Genomic DNA, 22,182 nt, shown 5'->3' with positions numbered 1-22,182 from the left:
TCATCCACCAGAGGGCACCATATCGCATCGTCCGTGCGAAAGCCCTTTCAGCCTCAGGCAGGTCTTCTGGCTTCCTCCATACTCTCAGCAGCCTTCCCATCCTTTGCTGGACAGTGGCTTAATTTGCTAAGAGCTTTACCCCCCTTTACTTGGGTGAGTAACTAGAGGTTACAGCGGCGGGACCGCTCCCGATTCTCACGGGATTCCCTTTTAAGCTCTCACGAGCACCTGAGCCGTATCTTCATGTTGTCTTTACAATTACTCTTCTACTCTTTGTCAGAGGATTGTGTCAAGAAATAAAAAGGAAAAATTTTACGACCTTAAACACCGGTATTATTTCATGGCCATAAAAGATTGATAGAAATACAGCCGTCTTCAGTTGAAAAGCAGCCCACTGAAGTGCAAATTGTAACGCCTTTTATGGAACAATAACTCAAAGATGAAACGTGTTCCTTTCTTAAGAGGTCATTCCATCGGTATTTACCACCAGTGTAATAGGCTTCCGTTTCAGGATCTGTTCTGGCAACAAAGAAAGAAAATTTCCACAAGGGGTAGAAACTGATTTCAACCATCTTTTCCGTTACGGAGTTTACAAAGCTCACTTGAATTTTGCTCCAGATCCATAACCATACAACTCGCTCAACCTTCCCATCTCTCGTAAAAAGCACAGGTCTTACAATTAAAGCGGTTAAAATCAAGAGCATGATAGCGAAAAGAAATTTCTCTCTCGCAAAATGGTGCAATATGTCTGAGGGTTTTCTAAAAAGAGATTTGGGCATTTAAATCGGGAGTGTGCAGGCAGAGACTTTTATTGTCTCTGCCTGTATTTGAGAATTACTTGATTGCTCCTATCTCCTTAAAGTATTTTACGGCTCCATCGTGGAAGGGAATTGTTCCTTTGATAAACTTTACGGTATTTTCCGGCGTTGTGTCCTTAGATGCTTTAACGCCTTCGTGTAGCTGTTTGATGTTTTCGAACAGAGTCTTTGTCATTTTGTAAGCTACATCCTGAGGAAGAGATGCTGAGCAGAGGAAGAGGTTCCAGAAGGCAAGGGTAGGCACGTCCTTTTCTGTGTTGTAAACGTCCTTTGGTATGGTGTTTGCCTCCATAATCCCCGGATAATCTTGTAGCAACTTTTGAACGACAGGATCATTTGGAGCTAGTGGAATAAATTCCATCTTTGCACCTTTTCTGCTTAGAGTGGTGCCAAGTTCCGTAATCGATGCTGTGGGCAGTCCTCCTGACCAGAAATAGGCATCAATTGTTCCGGCAGCGAGAGCCTCGGCAGATTCAGCTGCTCCAAGTCGTTCGTGCTTTGAAAAATCCTTTGGACTCAACCCCGCTGCTTCTATTACCAAAAAGGCTTCAACTTCAGTTCCAGAATTGGGTGCTCCCGTTGAGACCCTTTTGCCTTTTAAGTCAGCGAGAGACTTAATGCCAGAATTAGATGTGGTTACTATGTGGAGAAAATTGGGATACATTGCCCACAATACTCTTAGATCCTTTGCCGGACTATCTTTGAATTTTTCATGCTTTCCCGTGTAGGCAAGGTAAGCAGAATCAGGTAAAACGGTTCCACAATAGAATGTGCCAGCATTTGGATCAGTTTTCTTTTGAATTAGCAGAATGTTGTCAATAGATGCTGCTGTCTGGATAGCGGTTGCTTTGAGTCCACCTTTTTGAGAAAGGATTTCCGATACAGCTGTGCCGTAATAATAATAGACACCTCCAAGTCCACCAGTGGCAATAATGATGTTAGCCGTTTTTTCTTCCGCTGATAGGTTGTTTACAGTAACTCCAACCATCAGGACAACTGACATTATTAACATCATTAACTTCTTCATGGCTGCCTCCTTTGCTTATCCAACATTTTTTACCCTGAGTCCTGGCTAACCCTTGCTTCCATATTCGCTCGTTTGTTCCAATCTTTCACCCCCTTTGGTTTTCTTAAAGGCGAAGAATAATAAAGCTATACCCATAGCTGCTATTAAATTAAAACTCCAGCTAGGCCAGAATAGTCCGAGAGAAAGTATACCAAGTATCCATCGTTCTTTGTTGTTTAAGTGTCTGAAAGCGTAACCAGCCGTTGCCATAGACAAAATCCAGCTTCCACCTATTGCAAATATGAACCTTCCCAGGCTTAACATCAAAGCCTCTTGCCCTGAACTCACCTTCCATACGGGCACAATAAGTAGAGCTGTTCCATAGAATGAGAGAATGAATGAAAAGCCTACTATGTATTTGGGAATAGCTACTCTAGCGGCGTAAACGCCAGTAGTAAGAGGATGGGTTCCAAAGACGCTAGCAGATGCATAAGCGGAAAGTGCCACTGGAGGAGTTACATCAGCCAGAATTGCATAATACATGATAAACATATGAGTTGCAAGAAGAGCGGCTTCTCCAGGGATCCCATTTGCTATGGCTATTTGGCAGATGGCGGGAGCGGTAAGGGATGAAGCTATAACATATGTTGCTGTAGGAGGAACACCCATGCCCAGAATGAGACTGAAAGTTGCCGCGAATAATGTGGCAATAAAAAGGTTTTGTCCGGCTATATGACCAAGCAAAAGTGAGAACTTGCTAGGAAGACCCGTAATTACCATAAGCGTCATAATAACATTTGCGGCAACGACGGCAGTGCCTATTGGTAATAATGCACGAAAACCGGTGGCTAAACCGTTTATGATTATTTGCAAATTTGGGCGTTCAATTCGTCTGTCGATGTAAGCTATAATTATAAAAGTTGCGGTGGCTATAACTACGCCGATGTTTACCGGGTATCCTAAAAAGATCATCACAATTATCAAAATTATGGGCAAGAAAATATGAATGTATCCCAGAAAATATTTGTAAGTTAGAGTTTCTCCTGTTTCTATCATTTTTAGGTTTTGGCAGATTGCATAATAGCGGTTATAGCTCCAGATGGCCACGAGGTATAAAATCATAGGACCTAAAGCCATGATGCATACCCAGGAATAAGGAATGGAAAGAATTTCTACCATGATGAATGCCATTGATCCTAGCACTGGGGGCGTTACCATAGCTATGGTGCCCGCTGTAGCGGAAATTCCTGCAGCAATATGTTTGTTATAACCAGCTTGCTCATACAGAGGCTTTGCTATAGTGCTTACGAATTGAGTATCTGCAGCACCGGATCCACTGAACATTCCCATAAATATACTGGCTACAATTGTTACTTTACCTGGAGCATCCCGCCCTTTACCTACCACTACAGACGCAAGATTAGCAATTAGACGACCAATTCTAAGAGCTCCAACTATGCCACCAAGTATAGTGAAGTAAACGAGGTATTTGGAAGATACACCTGTAATAAGTCCAAAAAGACCAGCTTCTGTCTCACAGTAGATTTTTCCTAGCAGGAGATCGAAATCAAAAGGGGGATGGGAAAGTATTTTGGGGAAGATTTCTCCATAAAGATTGTAAAAGAGAAAGAAAAGCACCAAACAGGGAAGCACCGGACCGGTTAATCTATATACCAATCCTAAGAGCCCTATAAACATTGTAAAGGACATAAAAATATCCAGGGGTTCTGGAAACATGGCTCTCATTATTAGATCTTCGAACATCTTAATTTCATAGATATATGGAATGATCATAAGGGTCGCTACCAGGAAATCGATACCCCTTCTAGATTTTGGAAAAAACAAAGGCATCATGATTAATAGCCATATTAAGAGGCACATAATCTTGATTGTAAAAGAGATCTTTAGTTTATATAGAGCCGCTATGGGAACTAGAGCGAATAATAAAAAAATAAACGTTCCTGCAGAAGGGGGCGAAGGATAAGGGTGGAGTGATGAAAGCAGGAAACCAGAGATAAGCAAAAGAAAAACGTGAGTAGCTCTCTGAAGTTGAGTAATGTCCAGAACAGAAATTCGTAGTTTTGATAAGGGCGTATGCGGATGAATTACAACATAAATGCTGTAGATACTTGCTAAAACCAGCACAGTGGTTAAAATCTTCCAGATAACTCGTCCGAAGCCCTTAGTTTGGATTTCAAGCCCTGAATCAAAGTCCATGTGTTTTCCCTCCTTCTGCATGTCAGCCATTGAGAACCAGCTAGTGGAGAGCTTTTGAAAATTGACCTTGCAGAGAAATGAAAACTTGAGAAAGATAAAGCCAAAGAGCGAAGATCGAACGACAATTAATCTGATTTGGTGTTTTACTAAATGAAACATTATTTTACAAAACAATACTTAACATTTCATCCCGGATTTTGTCAAGGTTTTTGTTGTGCTGTTAAAGTCGTGGTCATTTTGCTAATCTCTTCACAATGACTTGAAAATTCCTACATGAAAATTATTTTTAGTTAAAAATTGCTGAGGGAAAAATCGGTTTGGTTAAATCAGAAAAGGGAGGAAACAATGGGATTTGTTGTTACGGTTAGAGGAGCACCTTTTGAGTTAGAGGGAACACCGGTGGATGTGGGACAAAAAGCACCAAATTTCGAAGTGGTTAAAACGGATTTATCATCGGTTAGCCTTGATAATTTTCTTGGACAAGTCCTGGTTATTGCATCCGTTCCATCACTTGATACGCCCGTTTGTGATATCGAGGGACGAAAATTCAATGAAGAAGTTACCAAACTAGGAAAGGATGTTAAAGTTCTAATCATCAGCATGGACCTTCCTTTTGCCCAAAAGAGATGGTGTGGAGCAGCAGGTATTGATCCTGAATCGGCTCAGGTGATAACCCTTTCTGACCATCGTTCTGCTTCTTTTGGCAAAAATTACGGCGTGCTTATAAAAGATTTGAGACTCCTTGCTCGTGCTGTATTCGTAATCTCGCGTGATGGGATTATAAAATACAGAGAACTCGTTCCAGAAGTCAGTCACGAACCAAATTATGAAGCAGCTTTGGCGGCTGCCAGAGCCTGTGTCTAATTAGAACCACTGAAAAATAAGGAGGTAAAAAATGGCAGAGAAGCTCCAGGTTTACAAATGTGAAGTTTGCGGGAACATCGTTGAAGTGTTACACGGTGGCAAAGGTGAACTGGTTTGCTGCGGACAGCCCATGAAGCTGTTTGTTGAGAACACCGTGGATGCCTCAAAGGAAAAGCATGTGCCGGTTGCTGAACAGGTAACGGAAGGGCTCAAGGTCAAAGTCGGAAGTGTAGCTCATCCGATGGAAGAAAAGCACTATATTGAGTGGATCGAAGTGATTGATGAACAAGGCAAGGCTTATAAACAATTTCTTAAACCCGGCGATGCTCCAGAAGCGGTCTTTTGTTTGCCACCGGGGAAATATACCTTGAGAGAATATTGCAACCTCCACGGACTCTGGAAAGCCGAGGTGTGATACGATGCTTTCTGAAAAAATGACCAAAGCCCTTAACGATCAAGTTAAATGGGAATTGTATTCTTCCTACCTCTACCTCTCCATGGCAACTTACTTAAAAAGCAAAGGACTTGAGGGATTCGCCCGATGGATGGAGGTGCAGGCTCTGGAAGAACTTTCCCATGCGATGAAGTTTTATTCGTATATCAACGAGCGAGGAGCTAAGGTTGATCTTCAGCCTATTGATGGTCCTCCAACTGAATGGCAGTCAGTTACAGCCGTTTTTGAGCATGTGGCTGAACATGAGCGACATGTTACAGAACGGATCCACAGACTTGTAGATCAGGCTATTGAAGAAAAAGACCACGCTACCAATAATTTCCTTCAGTGGTTTGTGGCTGAACAGGTTGAAGAAGAAGCCAGTGCCGCCGATGTCCTCAATAAGGTTCGGTTTGTAGAAGGTAGCCATGGCCTTTTTATGTTAGATCGCGAACTGGCTCAGCGGACATTCACCCTTCCTCCTGGAACCACCATAGTAAATCTCAGACCATCTAAAGATTAACACCCTTTGAATTTTACCCTGCAGGAAGTTTATGCAGAAAGCTTCCTGCAGGGAATCTGATCAGGAGAGTAAAGCAATGAGTCTTAAACAACATTTAGAGAGTTTTTTCTGCGATATTCTGGAGCTTAAAGAAAAAAAGGCAAAATTTTATGAAGATTGGGCTAAGAAATGTGATGATTCCGTTGGTCGCGACATTCTTGAAGTTCTTAAAGAAGCCGAAATTCGCGATATTGAGAGGCTGAAGTCTGCTCAGGAAGAACTCTCCAAAACCAATCAGTGGAGCAGTGCCTGTCGCTATATCCCGGAACGTGTTTCGATTGCTGATGCGATTCTTCAAAAAGTTCGACAGCATCACAAAAAGGCCGGCAATATTGAGTGTGGATCCGTGAAGCTTCCTTTAGATACTGGTCGTGAACTTGAGGAAAAGGCCATAGCTCTGTTCAAAAAACAGCTTGAAATTGCTCAGGACGAAGATGAGAAAAACTTTATAGAGGCATTCATTGCCGAAGAGAAAGAACATCTGAGACTGCTCGCTGATTTGAAGTTTTATTACGAAGATCCTCAGGGATGGTTGATGGAAAAAGGTCGAGGAGGGCTCGATGGAGCCTGAATTTACGCAAAAACTAAAGGAGGTGGTTACATGAGCAAGAAACGTTACAAAGTAAGAGGGCAGTGTCCGCAGTGTGCCTGTGGGGATGTGAGCTTTTTAGGTCCCGAAAAACTGCGAGAAAAATACATAGGACCCGAGGAGGAAATTGAAGTTCTTTGCCCTATGTGTGGCACAAAGCACGCCGCTAAGGTCGAACATGTCGAGGAAGTAGAGGAGAAATAAATCATGAGCAAGAAAGCTCTTATTATTTACGCAACCAGAACTAACCAGACTCAAAGGATTGCTGAACTCATAGCAGAAGGTATCAGATTTGGCGGTGTTGAGGCGAAAGTTGTTAACGTTAATGATTTTGATCCTGAAAAGGATAATCCTAAGGAATATGATGCTATAGTTATCGGTTCTCCCACCTATCATGGAGAAATGGTTCAGTCTATAAAGACGCTTCTTTTCAAACTCGAGTCCATCGGCGTTGAGGGAAAAGTTGGCGGCGCTTTTGGTGCTTTTGGCTGGAGCGGTGAGGCTATCGATCGAATCTATAACACCATGCTCCACGTGCTTAAGATGAACATGGTTAGTGATGGTTTGCGACTAAAATCAGCAGACCTTGGTGGTGGAATACAGATGGCTCAAGCCTATGGTAAAGAAATAGCCAAGAAGGTCATGAGTTAAAAAGGAGTAGAGCTATGACAACAACCCCAAAACATTGCCCTGGCTTTGAACAATTTAAAAATCTTCAATCTTTTTTATGCCGATGTCCGGAATGCGATGAGGAGATAGAAATCTTTTCGGACGAATTTGATAAGCCTCGCAAGTGTTCTAAATGTGGGAAACCTGTTGATTTCACCAAATGCTCATTGTATTCAAAATAACTTGATTGCCTAGCAAATCACTATGAAAAGCCCTGGCGTTTTAAATGCCGGGGCTTCGCATATTTACACCTTTTCTAAATTCTGGTTGTGGCGGTTTTCTCGATCTCGCATAATGTGCTATATTCTTCAATGTTTGATTTGGCTGACCATTGTCATTACGGATTGGGATTTGTTGGGTTCAATCAGGAGGACAAACAAGAATGGGGACGCGCATTTCTAAAGCTTCGCTGGTAATATCGATTGTCGCAGCTGCGGTTTTGGTTGCTGTGATTTTGTGGTTTGTTCGTTTTAACCGTTTTGACCTTCCTGAAGGGCTTATTCAGGCAAACGGGCGCATAGAAGGCGATCGATTTACAGTTTCAAGCAAAGTCCCTGGTAAAGTGATAGAACTTCTTGTCCGGGAAGGCGATTCTGTTAAAGAAGGTCAGGTTGTTGCCAGGCTGGATGATGCTCAAATTTCGGCAAAAGTAGATCAGGCCAGGGAAGCTGTTTTGACTCTGGAAGCTCAACTGAAGACTGCTCGTCTTGCTCTGGACGTTCTTAAAAAGGACGTGCCTCTAGCCATCGAAACTGCTCGAGCTGCTTTAGCTCAGGCTAAAGCTAATCGCTCATCTGCTCAAAGCCAGAGCGAACAGGCTGAACGAGATGCCGAGAGATTGGAACGACTTTTTAATGCGGGAGCAATTGATAAACGCAAATACGAACAGGCTGATCTTGCCCGTCGAGTTGCTATAAATCAACTGCGATCCGCCGAAGAAGCTGTGAAAGCCGCTGAAAAACAACTAGCTCAAGCTATGCTTGGCCACGATAGGATTAAAGCAAAAGAAGCTGAAATAGAGGCTCTTTCTGCTCAGTTGGCTCAAGCAAAAGCATCTCTTCGGGAAGCCGAAGCAACTCTGAATGATATGACTATCCGAGCGCCCACGTCGGGAGTTGTCACCACACGTATGGTTGATGTAGGCGAAGTGATAACTGCTGGAGCACCTATTTTTGACATAGTAAATCTGGATCGACTGTATTTGCAGGTTTATGTTCCTGAAAAAGATATTGGTAAAGTCCGCCTTGGATTGCCTGCTCGGATTTACACTGATGCTTTTCCCGATACCTTTTTTACAGCTACAGTCCGTTATATTGCGTCTCGGGCTCAGTTTACCCCTAAAGAGGTTCAGACGCCTGATGAGCGCGTAAAACTCGTCTTTGCCGTGAGGCTTTATCTGGATGAAAACCCCAATCATTGTCTTACACCTGGCCTTCCTGCCGATGCAGTTATTAAATGGAAGGATGACGCACCCTGGGCAAAACCGCGATGGTAACCTCACTGAATAACTCTGTTGTTGTTAAAGTTGACGGAGTTAGCAAAAGATACCGCCGTTACAGGGCTGTTGAGAATGTGAGCCTTGAGGTGCACAAGGGTGAGATTTTTGGATTGATTGGTCCTGACGGGGCAGGGAAGAGCACTCTTATGAAAGCCATAGCGGGCGTGCTTTCCTATGACGAAGGCATTATTAGAGTTTTTGATGTGCCTGTGAATTCGGAAGCTTCTGCAGAACTGATCAAGCATCGCATTGGTTTTATGCCGCAGGGACTGGGATTGAATCTTTATGCCGAACTTTCGGTGGAAGAAAATATTGACTTTTTCGCAAGAGTTAGAGGCGTAAAAGGGCAGGAACTTGCTGATCGTAAGAAAAAACTTCTTGCTATGACCAGGCTTGATCGTTTTACAGACCGCCCTATGAAATATCTTTCTGGAGGCATGAAGCAAAAACTTGGGCTCATCTGCACCCTTATCCACGAACCCGACCTTATAATTCTTGATGAACCCACTACTGGAGTCGATCCTGTATCACGTCGCGACTTCTGGGAAATCCTTTCCGAACTTGTATATATTCGTGGCATTACAGCAGTTGTTTCTACGGCTTATCTTGATGAAGCCGAGAGATTTCAAAGACTGGCGTTTATGTATGGAGGACGGATACTCGGAAGTGGTGATCCAGAGACTGTGCTTTCATTTGCTCCGGGAAAGGTTGTCGAGGTAGTTACTCTGGATCAGATGGAAGCTCTCGACAGATTGCGTCCTCTTTTTCCTCAGGTGGATAGCGTTGGAGATCGCCTTAGAATCTTTATTGATAAAGCAAAAGACGGTGTTGATCCTCGAGAGCAGGTAATAAAAGCGCTGGAAGGTATGAAGATTGATAGCGTGGAAGAAACCGATCCCACTCTCGAAGATGTTTTTGTATCTATGCTAAGGCTGGAACAGGCAGACCGAAACGATAAGTCTTTTGATGATAAGATGGCAGGCAGTAATGCTCAGACGGTTAAAAATTCTTTTAATAGATTTGGCGAGACGGGGACGCTGCATAAAGAAGCTGTTATTGAAGCCAGAGAACTCACAAAGGATTTTGGAACTTTCCGCGCTGTTGATAAAGCGAGCTTTGCTGTTCATCAAGGAGAAATTTTCGGATTGCTTGGTGCCAATGGAGCTGGCAAAACCACTCTTATAAAGATGCTGACAGGCATTCTTCCTCCCACCGCAGGCGAAGGAAAGGTTGCTGGAGCTGACATGCGTCGAGCTGGTAAAGCTATTAAAGAACGGATCGGTTACGTCTCCCAGTCCTTTTCCCTTTATCAGGACCTCACAGTTGCTGAGAATATACGCTTGTTTTCTGGTATTTACGGTGTTACGGGGCAGAAGGCAAAGAATCGCATTCCTGAAGTTATTGAACTTACAGGTCTTAGGGAATATGAACGCGATCTTGCGGGTAAGCTTCCTATGGGCATTCGCCAGAGGCTTGCTCTTGCCTGCGCCATAGTTCATTCTCCGAAAATTCTCTTTTTAGATGAACCAACCTCTGGCGTTGATCCTCTTGGAAGGCGTCGCTTTTGGGATATTCTGACTTATCTTGCTCGCATCGAAGGTGTGGCTGTGCTCATTACAACTCATTATATGAGCGAAGCAGAGCATTGCGACCGATTAGCTTTGATGCATGCCGGGAGAATTGTAGCTAATGATTCACCGGCGGCTCTTAAAGATGAACTGAGAAGGCGAGAAGGAGAGCTTCTTGTTGTTTATTCCCGTGATCCCGGTAAAACCATAAAAATTCTTCGCCCGTTTTATCCCAAATCTACAATTTTTGGGGATCGAATCCATCTGTTTGCTAGAGATGTAGAGCGGGAGATGGAGCGCATAAAGAAACTGTGTAATGATTTTGGACCTATCAGTGTTACTCTGCAAACTCCAACTCTTGAGGATGTTTTTGTATTTAGAATTACCGAACTTGAACGTGGTAACTAACAAAAATTTGCTTTATGCCGGTTGTGCTATGTCAGAAGAGGTAGCACTGTGAACATTGAACGCATCTTAGCTATAGCTCATAAAGAATGGAGAGAAATCGTTCGTGACCGGTTTTTTCTTGCTCTTGCCTTTGTTGTTCCCACTGTGATGCTTCTTGTTTTCGGTTACGGCTTGATTCTTGATGTGGAAAACATCCCTTTTTGCGTGGTAGATTACGATAAAACGCCTTTAAGCCGTGATTATGCTTACAGGTTTATAGGATCACGGTATTTCAATTTTAAGGGCGAAGTAGAACATGAACAGAAGCTTAGATCCCTTTTTGAAAGAAGCCAAATTCGTTTTGCTTTAATTATTCCACCCAATTTTGAACGAGATTTAAGAGCGGGGCGGTCCGTAACGGTTCAAAGTTTAATAGACGGTGTCTTTCCCTTCAGGGCTACTACCAGCAAGGGATATGTGCTGGCTATGAATACAGCTTTCAACGGAGAGCTTCTTACGGACTATTTTTCAAAGCATGTGGGAATTCCTCCGGATCAGGCAGAGAAGCTGGCTCAGCCTGTAAATATACAACTTCGCTACCTTTATAATCAGGAACTTCGTAGCACATGGTCTGTTGCCGCCGTTATGATTATGTTTGTGCTAATGGTTTCTCCACCTTTTTTAACCGCAATGGGTATTGTGAGAGAAAAGGAAAGCGGGTCTATTTATAACATCTATTGTTCAACCGTAACTCGGACCGAATTTCTTCTGGGAAAACTTACGCCCTATGTAATTATCTCCACTATAAACAGTCTCATACTGTGGGCTTTGTCGGTTTTTCTCTTTGGTGCACCCTTTAAAGGTGATCCGATTTTCTTTTTCTTCGCATCCGTTGTGTATGTCGTATGCACAACTGGTATCGGACTTCTGGTTTCTGTCATGGTTCGAACTCAAGTTGCCGCAATGATGATAACTGTAGTTTTAACTGTTGTTCCGGCCGTGTTGTATTCAGGGCTTCTTATTCCTATTTCTTCAATGGAGCCAATGGGGCAGTTTCAAGCTCATCTTTTCCCGGCAATGTATTTTACCGATATTGCCCTCGGTAGCTTCCTCAAAGGTGTAGGCATAAAGGAACTGTGGGGAAAAGTGGTTGCTCTGGCAATTTATGCCGCTATTTTGTGGGCGATAAGTTTTATGCTTTTTTCTAAGCGACCTAAATCGTAAAACGGGGATTAAGCTATATATGTTAGGTGAAGAATTTAAGCTCTGGTGGATAAGGCTATGGTCACTTACGCTTAAGGAATTGCTCCAGCTTTCTCGAGATGGTTTTTTGATTATTGCTATAGTTTACATGTTCACTCTTGATATTTGGCTCAGTGGTAATGTTCATCTTGAACTTCACAGAGCTACTCTTATTGTGCGTGATGCAGACCACAGTGAAGTATCACGGGAACTCATTGCTAACTTCCGATATCCCTATTTTAAGCTTGGTGGTGAAGTTTTCGATGAGCGAGAAGGCATATGGATGCTCGATCGAAATGAGGCGATAGTTTTGCTCGACATTCCAGAAAACTTCATGCGGGATTTAAGATCTGGAAGGACTGTAGATGTTCAGGTGATGGTGGATGGAAGCAATACCGTAATTGGAACTCTCGCTTCAAATTATGCCGGTCGGATTATTGGTGAATATGGGCTGGATAGAGCGCTGGAGAGAATAAAGTTTCATCCTGATAAACTGGAAACTGTTCCACGAGTGGATGTGCGTGTTAGAGTCTGGTATAACCCGAATCAGGAAGACTTCTGGTTTTTGCCTATTTCGGAACTTCTTACCGTAATTACCATCCTTGGTCTTATGCTTCCTGCTGCTGCAGCGGTGCGGGAGAAAGAACGAGGCACCATTGAACAGCTTCTTGTATCCCCGCTTACTCCGGCTCAGATCATGATTCCAAAGGTTGTTTCAATGACTCTTGTTGTTATTGTCGGCACAGCCTTTTCTCTTTTTGGAGTCATAAAAGGCGTTTTTGGCATACCCGTTAAGGGCAACCTCGGTTTTTTCTTTCTAACTGTAGCTCTTTACACTGTGGCAGTTTCCGGAATGGGGCTTTTTATATCAACCTTTACCAGAAATCTGGCTCAAGTGGCGATGTTAGTTCTTGTAGTTGCTATGCCCGTGGTGTTGCTTTCGGGTGCGTGGACTCCACCGGAAGCCATGCCGGTATGGCTCCGTAGAGCAATTCATCTATCACCGCTTTATTACTTCATTGAAATGAGCTACGGGATTTTGCTTAGAGGCGCAGGTTTTGGTGCCTTGTGGGATTCCTTTTTAGGACTTTCTTTGCTTGGATCCATATCTTTCGTTTTTGGAGCTTACAGGTTTAGACGTCAGTTTAGGTAAGAAAACCTAGCCTCCCAGGTAAGCTCTTTTTACATCGGGATTAGCTAACAGAGCTTTCGCACCGTCGGTGAGCACAATGCGGCCCGTTTCCATGATGTAGCCTCGGTGAGCAATAGTTAGAGCCGCTCGAGCGTTCTGTTCAACAAGAAGCACCGTTACACCCTCCTGGTTTATCTCCTTTATGGTTTGGAATATACTTTTTACCAGGAGAGGAGCAAGACCAAGACTTGGTTCATCCAGAAGAAGCAGTTTTGGGTTACTCATAAGAGCTCTACCAATAGCCAGCATCTGTTGTTCACCACCGCTTAGAGTGCCTGCAAGCTGGGAGCGACGCTCTTCGAGAATGGGAAACAGTTTGTAAATACGCTGTTCCATATCGGTAATTTTTGATTTGTTTTTCTGGGTGATAGCTCCGAGTAACAGGTTTTCTCGCACGGTAAGCGTTCCGAAGATTCGTCTTCCTTCGGGAACCTGAGCAATGCCAAGCCGAACAATGTCGTGGGCTGGAAGCTTATGAATCGGGATGTCTTTGAAGAAGATAGATCCCTTCGCCGGACGTAAAAGACCGCTTATGGTAAGAAGAGTTGTTGACTTTCCTGCTCCGTTGGCTCCAAGAATTGCCACTATTTCGCCTTCTTCAACGTAAAGGTCAATACCGTGAAGCGCTTCAATATGCCCGTATTTGACCACCAGCTCTTCTATTTTTAGCAGCATTTTCTAGGCTCCGTTGTCGCCTGTTCCCAGATAGGCTTCGATGACTTTTGGATTGCTCCTGATCTCTTCGGGCGTTCCTTCGGCGATTTTCGAACCATATTCCAGAACCACTACTTTTTCACATACGTCCATAACAACGTTCATGTCATGTTCTATAAGAAGAATAGTGATGCCATGATCGCGGATCTTACGGATAAGTTCTATCAATTCCGCAGTTTCCTTCTCGTTCATTCCTCCTGCAGGCTCGTCAAGGATGAGAAGGCGTGGTGATGTGGCGAGAGCACGGGCTATTTCCAGGAGCCTCTGGTTGCCGTAAGAAAGACTTCCAGCCGGAAGATCGTAGTATTGCTCGATACCGACAAATTGTAATATTTTGAAAGCTTCTTCTATTTTCTGTCGTTCTTCCTCTTGTTGTCTCGGCAGACGCAGTATGGCTCCAAAAACCCACGATTTTGTTCGGCAGTGAAAGCCGGCAAGCACGTTTTCTAAAACACTCAACTGGGAAAACAGGCGAATGGTTTGAAAGGTTCTTGCTATACCGAGTTTGACAATTTCGTGAGATTTTTTAACCACGAGAGACTGGCCGTTAAAGACGACATCTCCTTTATCTGGTTTGTATATTCCGGTTATAATATTAAAAACCGTGGTTTTGCCGGCTCCGTTTGGACCAATAAGCCCAACTATAGAACCTGTTTCAATGTCAAAGGAGACATTATTTACTGCTACAAGACCTCCGAAGGTTTTTGTTATACGCTGGACAGTTAAAATCGTCATGAGGAAGCGTCCTGTTTTATTAATCCATTCAGGTTGTAACGTCTTAGCTTCGGTGGGATGAGTCCTCGGGGCCTTAAAATCATCATTACAATCATCGCCAGTCCAAAAACAAGCATTCTTGAGGTTGAAAGCCCACGAAAGATTTCCGGAAGACCGATTATCAGGAGGGATCCAACTATAACCCCTTCAATACTTCCAGCTCCCCCCAGAATAACAATGGCAAACATAATAACCGATTCCCAGAAACTGAAAGATTCCGGGGAGATTATGGTCATTTTTGAAGCAAAGATGTTTCCGGTCATGCCAGCCCAGATAGCCCCGATAACAAAGGCTGTGAGCTTATAGGATGCCACGTTGATGCCACTACTTTGAGCGGCAATTTCGTCATCCCGGACACAATTTAAAGCTCTACCAACTCTTGAATGTTCCAGTCGCTTAAAAACTACAATAGTAATCAGCAGAAATGCCCAGATCAGGTAAAAAAATTGGTGGGGAGTTCTTATAACGTAGCCAAAGATTTCGGGTCTTGATATGCCAAATATTCCGTTAGCTCCACCCGTTATGCCGAAGATGTTATTAATAAGAGCTATTCTGACAATTTCTCCAATCCCTATAGTGACTATACACAGGTAGTCTCCTCTAAGGTGAATGATAGGACGCATAACAACGAAGGCAAAAAGTCCTGCAGCTATGCCCGAAAGAGGTATCATAGGCAACATGGGAATATGGTAGTGGGTATTAATTATTGCGGCCGTATAGGCTCCGATGGCATAAAAAGCAGCATGACCCAGATTAAATAACCCTGTATGCCCGACGATGATATTAAGGCTTATCGCCAGTGTGGCGTAAAGTCCTATATTGTTAAAAAGATCGACCCAGTAGGGATCTAAGAATGGTGGCAAAACTAAAACAGCCGCCAGAACGATGTATAGTGGAGAAACAGATATCGATAGTTTTTTCATACCTTTTCCGCTACTCGTTCACCGAGAATTCCCGTTGGTCTAACGGTGAGTATGAGAATTAGCACAAAGAAAGTGACAGCATCTTTCCATGCTACCGATAAATAAGCCGATGACATGGATTCGATTATCCCCAGGATGATTCCTCCAAGCATTGCTCCAGGAATATTTCCAATTCCACCGAGAATTGCTGCTGTAAAGGCTTTGAGTCCGTAAAGCCAACCCATGGTGAATGTAATTTGACCGTAGAGGAGCCCAACCATTAAACCGGCTAATCCTCCAAGCGCGGGACCTATAAGAAAAACCAGTGTTACGACTCGATCCACGTTTATTCCCACCAGTTGAGCAGCTCTATGATCTATAGCCACAGCTCTGATGGCAGCACCTGTTAAGGTCTTTTGAATGAAGATGTAAAGTAAAGCCATAACTAACAGGGAGACAAGGAGCACAAAAACTTTAACAAGGGGCAAATAAAGTCCAAACAATGATAGGCTTGATCTTGCGATGAGCCCCTGAGGATAAACGTGGAATTTGGCTCCGTATATGAGCATTACAGCGTTTTGAAGAAATATGGATGCTCCTAAGGCTGAAACAACAGCAGAAAGTCTGGGGGAGTGGCGGAGCGGTCTGTAAGCTGCTCGCTCCAGACAAACCCCCAGGAAAGCAACTGACAACATGACGACTGCACAAATCGCGATAAGTGCGCCTATAGGTCCCGCAACATTAGCAAGACCAAATGAGACCAAAAGAGTAAATCCGATGTAGGATCCGATAGTAAAGAGATCGCCATGAGCGAAGTTAATTAACTTCAGAACGCCGTAAACCATGGTATAGCCCAGAGCGATCAACGCGTAAATTCCGCCCAGAGATAGACCGTTCAAAAGCTGCTGGAGGAAATTTTCCATTATTTTTTGGCATTCCCCTTTATTTAGGATTAGGTAGGGCGAAAATTTTCGCCCTACGGGATCTTACAAAGCACTATGGCTGTAAAACAAATTGACCGTTTTCGTCAACCTTATACACACGATAGACTTCCCCAACACGATCGCCTTTTTCGTCAAAGGCAATGGTTCCGGTGAACCCTGGAAAGTCTTTTAGTTCTTTGTGCAGGTAATTTGCCAGTGTGTCTGGATTGGTTGACTTTGTTGCTTCAATCGCCTTTGCGATTACTCTAAAACCATCACCAGCCAGGACAGCATATATTGAGTTTGGAAGATGTCCATATTTTTGATTGAAAGCATTGAGTAGCGTTTTAGCTTCTCCACCAGGAAGATCTTTTGGGAGAGGCGCGCTCAGGAAATAAAACCCAGCCGCCGCTTCTTTTCCTGCTATTTTTACAAGATCCGGGTTATTTGTAGCGTCTCCTCCCATAAAGGGCACATCCCACTTCATTTCTTTCTTCTGCTTGAGAAGCAATCCTGCTTCTGGGTAGTATCCGGTAAAGAAAACCATATCGGGATTTGCACTTTTAAGCTTTGTCAGAATTGCCGTATAATCCTGTTCTCCTGGTGTTAAGGCGTCGAAAAATACTACCTTTATATTTCCACCTTCCTTTTCAATAATAGCCTTTGCTTCCTCTGCTAGACCCTTTGCGTAGGTGGTGTTGTCATGAAGAATAGCTATATTTTTAGCACCTATCTTTTTAATGGTTTGGACAGCCACCTTTGCCTGTTCATCATCTCTTGGGCAGGTTCTGAAGAAATAAGGGAGTTTCTTTTCTGTGAGTCTTATAGCAGTTGAACCATTTGCAATCTGAATAACCCTGGCTTCATTGAAAATACCCTGGGAAGCCTCTGTTATTGATGAGCCGTAAGTTCCTATGACTGCAACTACCTTTTGGGTTACGAGTTTTTGAGCGGCAAGAGCTGCCGTGCGAGGATCCCCACCGTCATCTTCCGTTATAAGCTCAACCTTGGCTCCATTAATACCACCTTTGGAATTGATGTCTTCAACCAGAAGATCGAGCACCTGCTTCATTTCCTGTCCCTCGCTTGCCCACTTTCCAGTCATTGGAGCCATGAGACCTATTTTAATATTGTCCGCGCTGTAAGACGGCTTAAACAACAAAAAAACACTTAGAATTGCAACAAAAGCGTAAAACCACCGTCGTGCCATAACCTTTCCTCCTTTTTTGGTTTTATTTACAGAAATTCCCCTACGTTTAGACCGTCTTAATAAACCAAAAACGATTTTGCGCTGTCAACCAGAGAAGGTGGTCTATTCAAAAATACTTGTGCCATTTAAATAGAGCTTTTTATGATCAGGTTGAAATGATAGGATGCACAATGTTAGAAAATTTTTGCGATTGATGTGGAGGTAAAGATGTCTGATTTTATTGACTTAATTCTTCGTGTGGATGTCTATCTTGAAAAACTGTTACAGTCAGTTGGGATATGGATTTATGTAGTGCTTTTTTTTATAATCTTTTCTGAAACGGGTTTTGTAGTAACGCCTTTTCTGCCGGGGGATTCTTTGCTTTTTGCCGTTGGAACTCTCTCAGCTCGGGGGCTTCTAGATCCATGGGTAGCATCTTCTGTTATGAGCGTCGCCGCTATATTGGGTAATGTGGCAAATTATCACATTGGGAGATTTGTTGGTCCTAAAGTGTTTTCAAAGGAAAAATCGCTTTTTTTTAACAAAAAGCATCTTGATTCTACTCATGCTTTTTATGAACGTTATGGAGCAAAGGCTGTAGTTATCGCAAGGTTTTTGCCCATCTTTAGAACCTTTGTTCCCTTCGTAGCTGGTATAGGGCGCATGAACTATGCAAAGTTCATGTTTTACAATGCTCTTGGAAGTCTTTTATGGACGTTATCCCTTACCTGGATTGGCTATCATTTTGGAAATCTTCCTTTTGTGAAGAAAAATTTTTCAGTCGTCATAGTTGGCATAATTGTTGTATCTTTGCTTCCTGCACTGTTTAAAGCTCTTACCATTCGTGCTGACAGAAGCAAGACAGTTTCTTGTAAAGTCAGCGACAGTTAAAAATTAGAATTTGCTTACAGACTTTTGGCTATCTCTTTAAGAGTAACCATATGAGATTGCTCTTCTGAAATTATGCGATCAAGTATTTGAATAGAATCAGTGCGATCGGATAGAGATTTTAGAAGTTCGTAGAAAATCAAAGAATCTTCTTCCAGAGTTATGGCAAGCTGGATAGCTTCCTCGATACTTGAGATAGAGCTTACTTTTTGTGATTCCAGAGAAAACAGCCTTGTTCCTATAGCTTCCGCCGTGAGAAAGCGGGATATTTTTTCCACGGCGTCGGGTTTATAAGCTTTGTCAATCTCTCGTTTGAGCTCGAGAAACCGCTCTCTGTGAATGCGTTCTTCTCTCGCCAGTCTTTCTAAAAGAAGCTTTGTCTGAGGATCCTTAGCAAGTTTTGCTACGTCCAGGTAAAAACTTTCTCCGTTTTCTTCAATTAATATCGCCAGGTTTAGTATTTCACCAGGAGTATACATACCTGATTGTATCCTCTCTTGGCACCAAATTTTATAAGTTGATTAAAGGTCGCTTACCACTTTTAACAAATGGTATTAGCGACCTTCTTGATTTTTGCTACTTTACAGGCCTTCTTTCTGGCACATAAACATGAGGAATCAGCCCCTCATTCCATTCTTTAGATACATAGAGCCCACAATAACAACTTCCATACTCTTTAACGTCAGGCTCTCTATAAATGCAAGGGCATATAATATCCTTATCCTTTTCTCTATCTCCACTAGCTAGCCTGCATGGACAGCTCATGTATCCATAACGCTCCTTGTTTATAAGGAGTCCTTCAAGAAGTTGCATAACCATATTTTTATCTTTGTTGAAGAAATATCCCTTGGCTTCCTGAATAGGTTTGAGTTTTTCGTAAAGTTCTTCAGGGGTCATTTGTTCAGCGCCTCCTCAATTTTCTCTTTTCTGAAGCCAACGATTACTTCATCTCCAATGACCAGAGTAGGGAAGGTAAGGCTGGGATTGAGCTTTCTCACTTCCTCCACAACACGTTCTCGTTCTTCACCGCTTAAGGTATCCACGTCAATACAGTCATACTCTACTCCACATTCTTTCAAAAATTCTTTGGTATTTCGACAATGGATGCAGGTGCTCAGAGCATAAAGCATAACTTTTTTAGCCATGGTCAGCCTCCTTGGTTTGTGGGTTACCGTGTGGTATTTAACAATAGGACTTCTCGAAACACTTGTCAGTATAGTTTTCTTAAAAGCTATTCCAGTTCTGGAAATCCGTCCATGCTCCATCGCGTTAGAGAAAAATCATATTTTACGGGATCTTCGGGGTCTAGCAGTTTGAGTGTTTCAGTAATCTCTACAGCCATAACCCAATCTATGGTTCTATGTTTTGAAAGCTCAAGTCTGCGTGCGACTCGCTCCATGTGAACATCCACGGGAACAATAAGGTCTTTTGGAGCAGGACATTTCCATCCTCCAGGATCAATTTCATCGCAGCGCACCATCCATCTCAGAAACAACATCCATCTTTTACAGGGGCTTTTTTTAGATGGATCGGGTAGAAGCATGTGATTTTTTAAGCCGCCGTTATTTCCAATAAGGATAGCTCTGAAGAGACTAACAGCTTTGCTTAGATTGGACTCACTCTTTGTCCAGCATTCCCCAAAGCATGCTTCAAGGCTTCCCCAAACATTGATGATATTTTTCATTCCTTCAAACAATCCAAAAAGATCGTTTCGCTTAACAAATCTGTGGCAGAAGTTTATGTGTTGCCATTTGGAAGATTTAAACCGTTCTACCCATATTCTTGGACTTGGCACCATTAGTTCCAGAATCTTTCCCACTTTTTGGTGAATCTGTTCAACTCGACCAAACGCCAGCAAAGCCGCAACTAAAGCCACAATCTCTCTGTCTTCTTTATTGGCATAAAGCTGTAAAAAACCTACAGGATCAAAACCTATAAACTCACGATGGTGATACACCCGATAAACTCTGGGAATAAGAGCAAGAACCTCCGAAATGCGTTCAGTCTTCATGGATTTTTCTTTTTGTTGCGAAGAAACTCAACAAAAGCTTTTCCTGTTTCGTAGGCTTCATCGAGGTAGGAAGGGTTTTTAAGCACGTCGTCTGGAGCATCAAGACCGCGATAGAGAAGACTTTTCCATAAAGTTGCATCCACAGCATCCAAAAAATATCGCACAGTAAGAAGAACCCCTTCAAAGAGCTTCTGCCCTTTTGTGGCTCCAACGGATATGAAAAGCCCGGCTCTTCTGTCATTTCGGCTTCCGAAGGGCACGCGGTCTATCCAGTATTTCTTAACCCAGAAGGACTGGCATCTGTCCATAAAAGCCTTTGTGTGCGCGCTTACGGTGTAAAAAAATATCGGGGAGGCAATAGCAATGCCGTCGGATATTTCAATAGCATCAGCGATCTTTTGAAAATCGTCCTGTATGACACATCGCCCATTTTGCTTGCAACCGTAAATTTCCAGACAGGGACTGATATTCATATCACGCAGGAAAAATTCCGTAACCAGTCCACCGCTGTCTACCATACCCTTTACTGCAGAACGAAGTAACCTTGCCGTGTTTCCTTCTCGCCTCGGGCTTCCATAAATGGCTGTTATACGAATCTCTGACATGGTTTTTAGTCCTCTTCCTCTATCCACTTTCCCTCAAGAGCAAGTCTTTCAAGAAATTTTTTGTTCTGGATAATGATATTACGTCCGGATATATCAATACATCCAGTTTGTTTCATCTTTGTAAAAACGCGGGAGATAGATTCCGGTGTTGTTCCCAAAAGACCAGCTAGAAGATTTTTAGGGATGTCAAGTTTTACTGTGTTGCTTCCTTTCTCTTGAGCACTACGATAAAGAATGTAGGATGCAAGCCGCGCAGGAACTTCTTTTAATGACAAATCCTCAATTATTCGTGTGAAGATGCGAAGCCGTTCTGAAAGAATTGCAAGAAGTTGAATTGCCGCATCACCGTGTCGGCGAAGAAAGTTAATAAAAGAATCCCTGGGCACAAAGAGTAAATCGGTATTTGCCAGCGCTTCGGCTGAAGCCGGGTAAGTTTTTCCATGAAAAACGGGCACCTCGGCGAAAATTTCATAGGGACCGAATACATGGAGTATCTGTTCTTTTCCTTCCCAAGAGGTTTTAAAAATTTTTACCAAACCTGAAAGAACAGCGAAAAAACCGCCAGCCTTTTCTCCCTCGTGAAATATGATATCTCCTTTCCCATAGTGTTTTATAAGGCAAAATTCAGCCAGCTCTTCTCTGGAATTAGGATCAAGGGAAGCAAATATTGGCACAAGTTGAATAGCGTCTTTTACTTTCACTTAATTTTTGCCTTTACGGTGTAATCCTTTACTATATCACTTAACACGAGTCTGTCTTAGTTATAAACGCAAGCCAATTGTTTTTGAAAAGCTAAACTATATCGCTATGAATCGATCTTTTCGGGGCAACAGATGTTGCCCCTTGATTTGAAACCCTGAGCTCAGTTACTAAGTTTTGGATTTTTCTTTACGCTGCCAGGACAGATTCAATCTTTTCGATAATTCGCGAAGGAATTGGATAGTCGTCGCTTGCGAGATAAAGCTTAAGAATGTTTGGATCAAACTTCATTTGTTCTGCAACTGCATCGATGGTTAGTCCTTTAGCTTTAATCTTTTCGAGAATCTCTGCTTTTTTTTCTCTCATGGGATGCCTCCTTTTTTGAGTCTGTTCCTATGGAGTTAGTCGCTATCTTTTTTATAACGTGCAGGT

The 22,182-nt window shown here is 42.9% G+C and carries 26 protein-coding genes and 1 riboswitch; of the genes, 11 read left to right on the top strand and 15 right to left on the bottom strand.

Going from position 1 to position 22,182, the window contains the following annotated elements; genetic code table 11:
* Positions 1-38 precede the first annotated feature (38 nt).
* Positions 39-247, bottom strand: a riboswitch (cobalamin riboswitch).
* 91 nt (positions 248-338) lie between these two features.
* The 3 genes from WHS38_09030 to WHS38_09020 all read right to left on the bottom strand — a co-directional run bounded on the left by WHS38_09030 (position 339) and on the right by WHS38_09020 (position 4,041).
* Positions 339-704 (bottom strand): hypothetical protein, encoded by a 366-nt coding sequence (locus tag WHS38_09030; protein MEJ5301115.1) that lies wholly within the window; start codon positions 702-704, stop codon positions 339-341.
* Positions 705-834: 130 nt separating this feature from the next.
* Positions 835-1,845, bottom strand: coding sequence for a TAXI family TRAP transporter solute-binding subunit (locus WHS38_09025; GenBank protein MEJ5301114.1), 1,011 nt, complete (start codon positions 1,843-1,845; stop codon positions 835-837).
* A 45-nt stretch (positions 1,846-1,890) separates the two neighbouring features.
* The gene (locus WHS38_09020) at positions 1,891-4,041 is read right to left on the bottom strand and encodes a TRAP transporter fused permease subunit (GenBank protein MEJ5301113.1); all 2,151 of its coding nucleotides are present in this window, start codon (positions 4,039-4,041) and stop codon (positions 1,891-1,893) included.
* 345 nt (positions 4,042-4,386) lie between these two features.
* Between WHS38_09020 and tpx the strand changes: the two genes are divergently transcribed.
* The 10 genes from tpx (at position 4,387) to WHS38_08970 (ending at position 13,006) form a co-directional block, all read left to right on the top strand.
* Positions 4,387-4,905, top strand: coding sequence for a thiol peroxidase (tpx, locus tag WHS38_09015; protein MEJ5301112.1), 519 nt, complete (start codon positions 4,387-4,389; stop codon positions 4,903-4,905).
* Positions 4,906-4,936: 31 nt separating this feature from the next.
* Complete coding sequence (locus WHS38_09010) at positions 4,937-5,320, top strand: desulfoferrodoxin (protein MEJ5301111.1); 384 nt, start codon at positions 4,937-4,939, stop codon at positions 5,318-5,320.
* Between the two features lie 4 nt (positions 5,321-5,324).
* On the top strand, positions 5,325-5,861 hold the full coding sequence (locus WHS38_09005; GenBank protein ID MEJ5301110.1) for a ferritin: 537 nt from the start codon (positions 5,325-5,327) through the stop codon (positions 5,859-5,861).
* A gap of 76 nt (positions 5,862-5,937) precedes the next feature.
* Positions 5,938-6,471 (top strand): hypothetical protein, encoded by a 534-nt coding sequence (locus tag WHS38_09000; protein ID MEJ5301109.1) that lies wholly within the window; start codon positions 5,938-5,940, stop codon positions 6,469-6,471.
* A 30-nt stretch (positions 6,472-6,501) separates the two neighbouring features.
* Positions 6,502-6,693 (top strand): hypothetical protein, encoded by a 192-nt coding sequence (locus WHS38_08995; GenBank protein ID MEJ5301108.1) that lies wholly within the window; start codon positions 6,502-6,504, stop codon positions 6,691-6,693.
* 3 nt (positions 6,694-6,696) lie between these two features.
* A complete protein-coding gene (locus tag WHS38_08990) occupies positions 6,697-7,140 on the top strand; it encodes a flavodoxin domain-containing protein (GenBank protein MEJ5301107.1) in 444 nt (147 codons plus the stop codon).
* A gap of 400 nt (positions 7,141-7,540) precedes the next feature.
* Positions 7,541-8,653, top strand: coding sequence for an efflux RND transporter periplasmic adaptor subunit (locus WHS38_08985; protein ID MEJ5301106.1), 1,113 nt, complete (start codon positions 7,541-7,543; stop codon positions 8,651-8,653).
* On the top strand, positions 8,647-10,632 hold the full coding sequence (locus WHS38_08980) for an ATP-binding cassette domain-containing protein (GenBank protein MEJ5301105.1): 1,986 nt from the start codon (positions 8,647-8,649) through the stop codon (positions 10,630-10,632). Before WHS38_08985 ends, WHS38_08980 begins: the two co-directional genes overlap by 7 nt.
* A 48-nt stretch (positions 10,633-10,680) precedes the next feature.
* Positions 10,681-11,835, top strand: coding sequence for an ABC transporter permease (locus WHS38_08975; protein MEJ5301104.1), 1,155 nt, complete (start codon positions 10,681-10,683; stop codon positions 11,833-11,835).
* Between the two features lie 19 nt (positions 11,836-11,854).
* Entirely contained in the window at positions 11,855-13,006 is a 1,152-nt protein-coding gene (locus WHS38_08970; protein ID MEJ5301103.1) for an ABC transporter permease, read from the top strand.
* A 6-nt stretch (positions 13,007-13,012) separates the two neighbouring features.
* Here WHS38_08970 and WHS38_08965 read toward each other — a convergent pair whose 3' ends face one another.
* The 5 genes from WHS38_08965 to WHS38_08945 form a co-directional block, all read right to left on the bottom strand.
* Positions 13,013-13,717 (bottom strand): ABC transporter ATP-binding protein, encoded by a 705-nt coding sequence (locus WHS38_08965; GenBank protein MEJ5301102.1) that lies wholly within the window; start codon positions 13,715-13,717, stop codon positions 13,013-13,015.
* A gap of 6 nt (positions 13,718-13,723) precedes the next feature.
* Entirely contained in the window at positions 13,724-14,494 is a 771-nt protein-coding gene (locus WHS38_08960) for an ABC transporter ATP-binding protein (GenBank protein MEJ5301101.1), read from the bottom strand.
* Positions 14,491-15,456, bottom strand: coding sequence for a branched-chain amino acid ABC transporter permease (locus WHS38_08955; GenBank protein MEJ5301100.1), 966 nt, complete (start codon positions 15,454-15,456; stop codon positions 14,491-14,493). Before WHS38_08955 ends, WHS38_08960 begins: the two co-directional genes overlap by 4 nt.
* Positions 15,453-16,358 (bottom strand): branched-chain amino acid ABC transporter permease, encoded by a 906-nt coding sequence (locus WHS38_08950; GenBank protein MEJ5301099.1) that lies wholly within the window; start codon positions 16,356-16,358, stop codon positions 15,453-15,455. The genes WHS38_08955 and WHS38_08950 overlap by 4 nt, the downstream gene beginning before the upstream one ends.
* Positions 16,359-16,431: 73 nt before the next feature.
* A complete protein-coding gene (locus tag WHS38_08945) occupies positions 16,432-17,568 on the bottom strand; it encodes a branched-chain amino acid ABC transporter substrate-binding protein (protein ID MEJ5301098.1) in 1,137 nt (378 codons plus the stop codon).
* Between the two features lie 207 nt (positions 17,569-17,775).
* On the opposite strand from WHS38_08945, the gene WHS38_08940 reads away from it, so the two are divergent.
* On the top strand, positions 17,776-18,438 hold the full coding sequence (locus WHS38_08940) for a DedA family protein (protein ID MEJ5301097.1): 663 nt from the start codon (positions 17,776-17,778) through the stop codon (positions 18,436-18,438).
* A 14-nt stretch (positions 18,439-18,452) separates the two neighbouring features.
* Here the strand turns inward: WHS38_08940 and WHS38_08935 are convergent, their stop codons facing one another.
* The 7 genes from WHS38_08935 to WHS38_08905 form a co-directional block, all read right to left on the bottom strand.
* Positions 18,453-18,914, bottom strand: coding sequence for a ferritin family protein (locus WHS38_08935; GenBank protein MEJ5301096.1), 462 nt, complete (start codon positions 18,912-18,914; stop codon positions 18,453-18,455).
* A 97-nt stretch (positions 18,915-19,011) separates the two neighbouring features.
* Positions 19,012-19,332, bottom strand: a complete 321-nt coding sequence (locus WHS38_08930; protein MEJ5301095.1) for a ferredoxin-thioredoxin reductase catalytic domain-containing protein — start codon at positions 19,330-19,332, stop codon at positions 19,012-19,014.
* Positions 19,329-19,580: a glutaredoxin family protein gene (locus WHS38_08925; GenBank protein ID MEJ5301094.1), complete on the bottom strand. Its 252-nt coding sequence runs from the start codon at positions 19,578-19,580 to the stop codon at positions 19,329-19,331. The genes WHS38_08930 and WHS38_08925 overlap by 4 nt, the downstream gene beginning before the upstream one ends.
* Before the next feature lie 86 nt (positions 19,581-19,666).
* Complete coding sequence (locus tag WHS38_08920) at positions 19,667-20,446, bottom strand: TIGR02757 family protein (protein MEJ5301093.1); 780 nt, start codon at positions 20,444-20,446, stop codon at positions 19,667-19,669.
* A complete protein-coding gene (locus WHS38_08915; protein MEJ5301092.1) occupies positions 20,443-21,051 on the bottom strand; it encodes a flavodoxin family protein in 609 nt (202 codons plus the stop codon). The genes WHS38_08920 and WHS38_08915 overlap by 4 nt, the downstream gene beginning before the upstream one ends.
* Positions 21,052-21,056: 5 nt before the next feature.
* Positions 21,057-21,752, bottom strand: a complete 696-nt coding sequence (locus tag WHS38_08910) for a Crp/Fnr family transcriptional regulator (protein ID MEJ5301091.1) — start codon at positions 21,750-21,752, stop codon at positions 21,057-21,059.
* Between the two features lie 187 nt (positions 21,753-21,939).
* Positions 21,940-22,116, bottom strand: coding sequence for a hypothetical protein (locus WHS38_08905; GenBank protein ID MEJ5301090.1), 177 nt, complete (start codon positions 22,114-22,116; stop codon positions 21,940-21,942).
* Positions 22,117-22,182 lie beyond the last annotated feature (66 nt).

It is taken from the genome of Thermodesulforhabdaceae bacterium, assembly GCA_037482015.1.
GTDB lineage: Bacteria > Desulfobacterota > Syntrophobacteria > Syntrophobacterales > Thermodesulforhabdaceae > JAOACS01.
The sequence above is the reverse complement of the archived record's forward strand: the minus strand, read 5'-3'. Positions and strand labels throughout refer to the sequence as shown.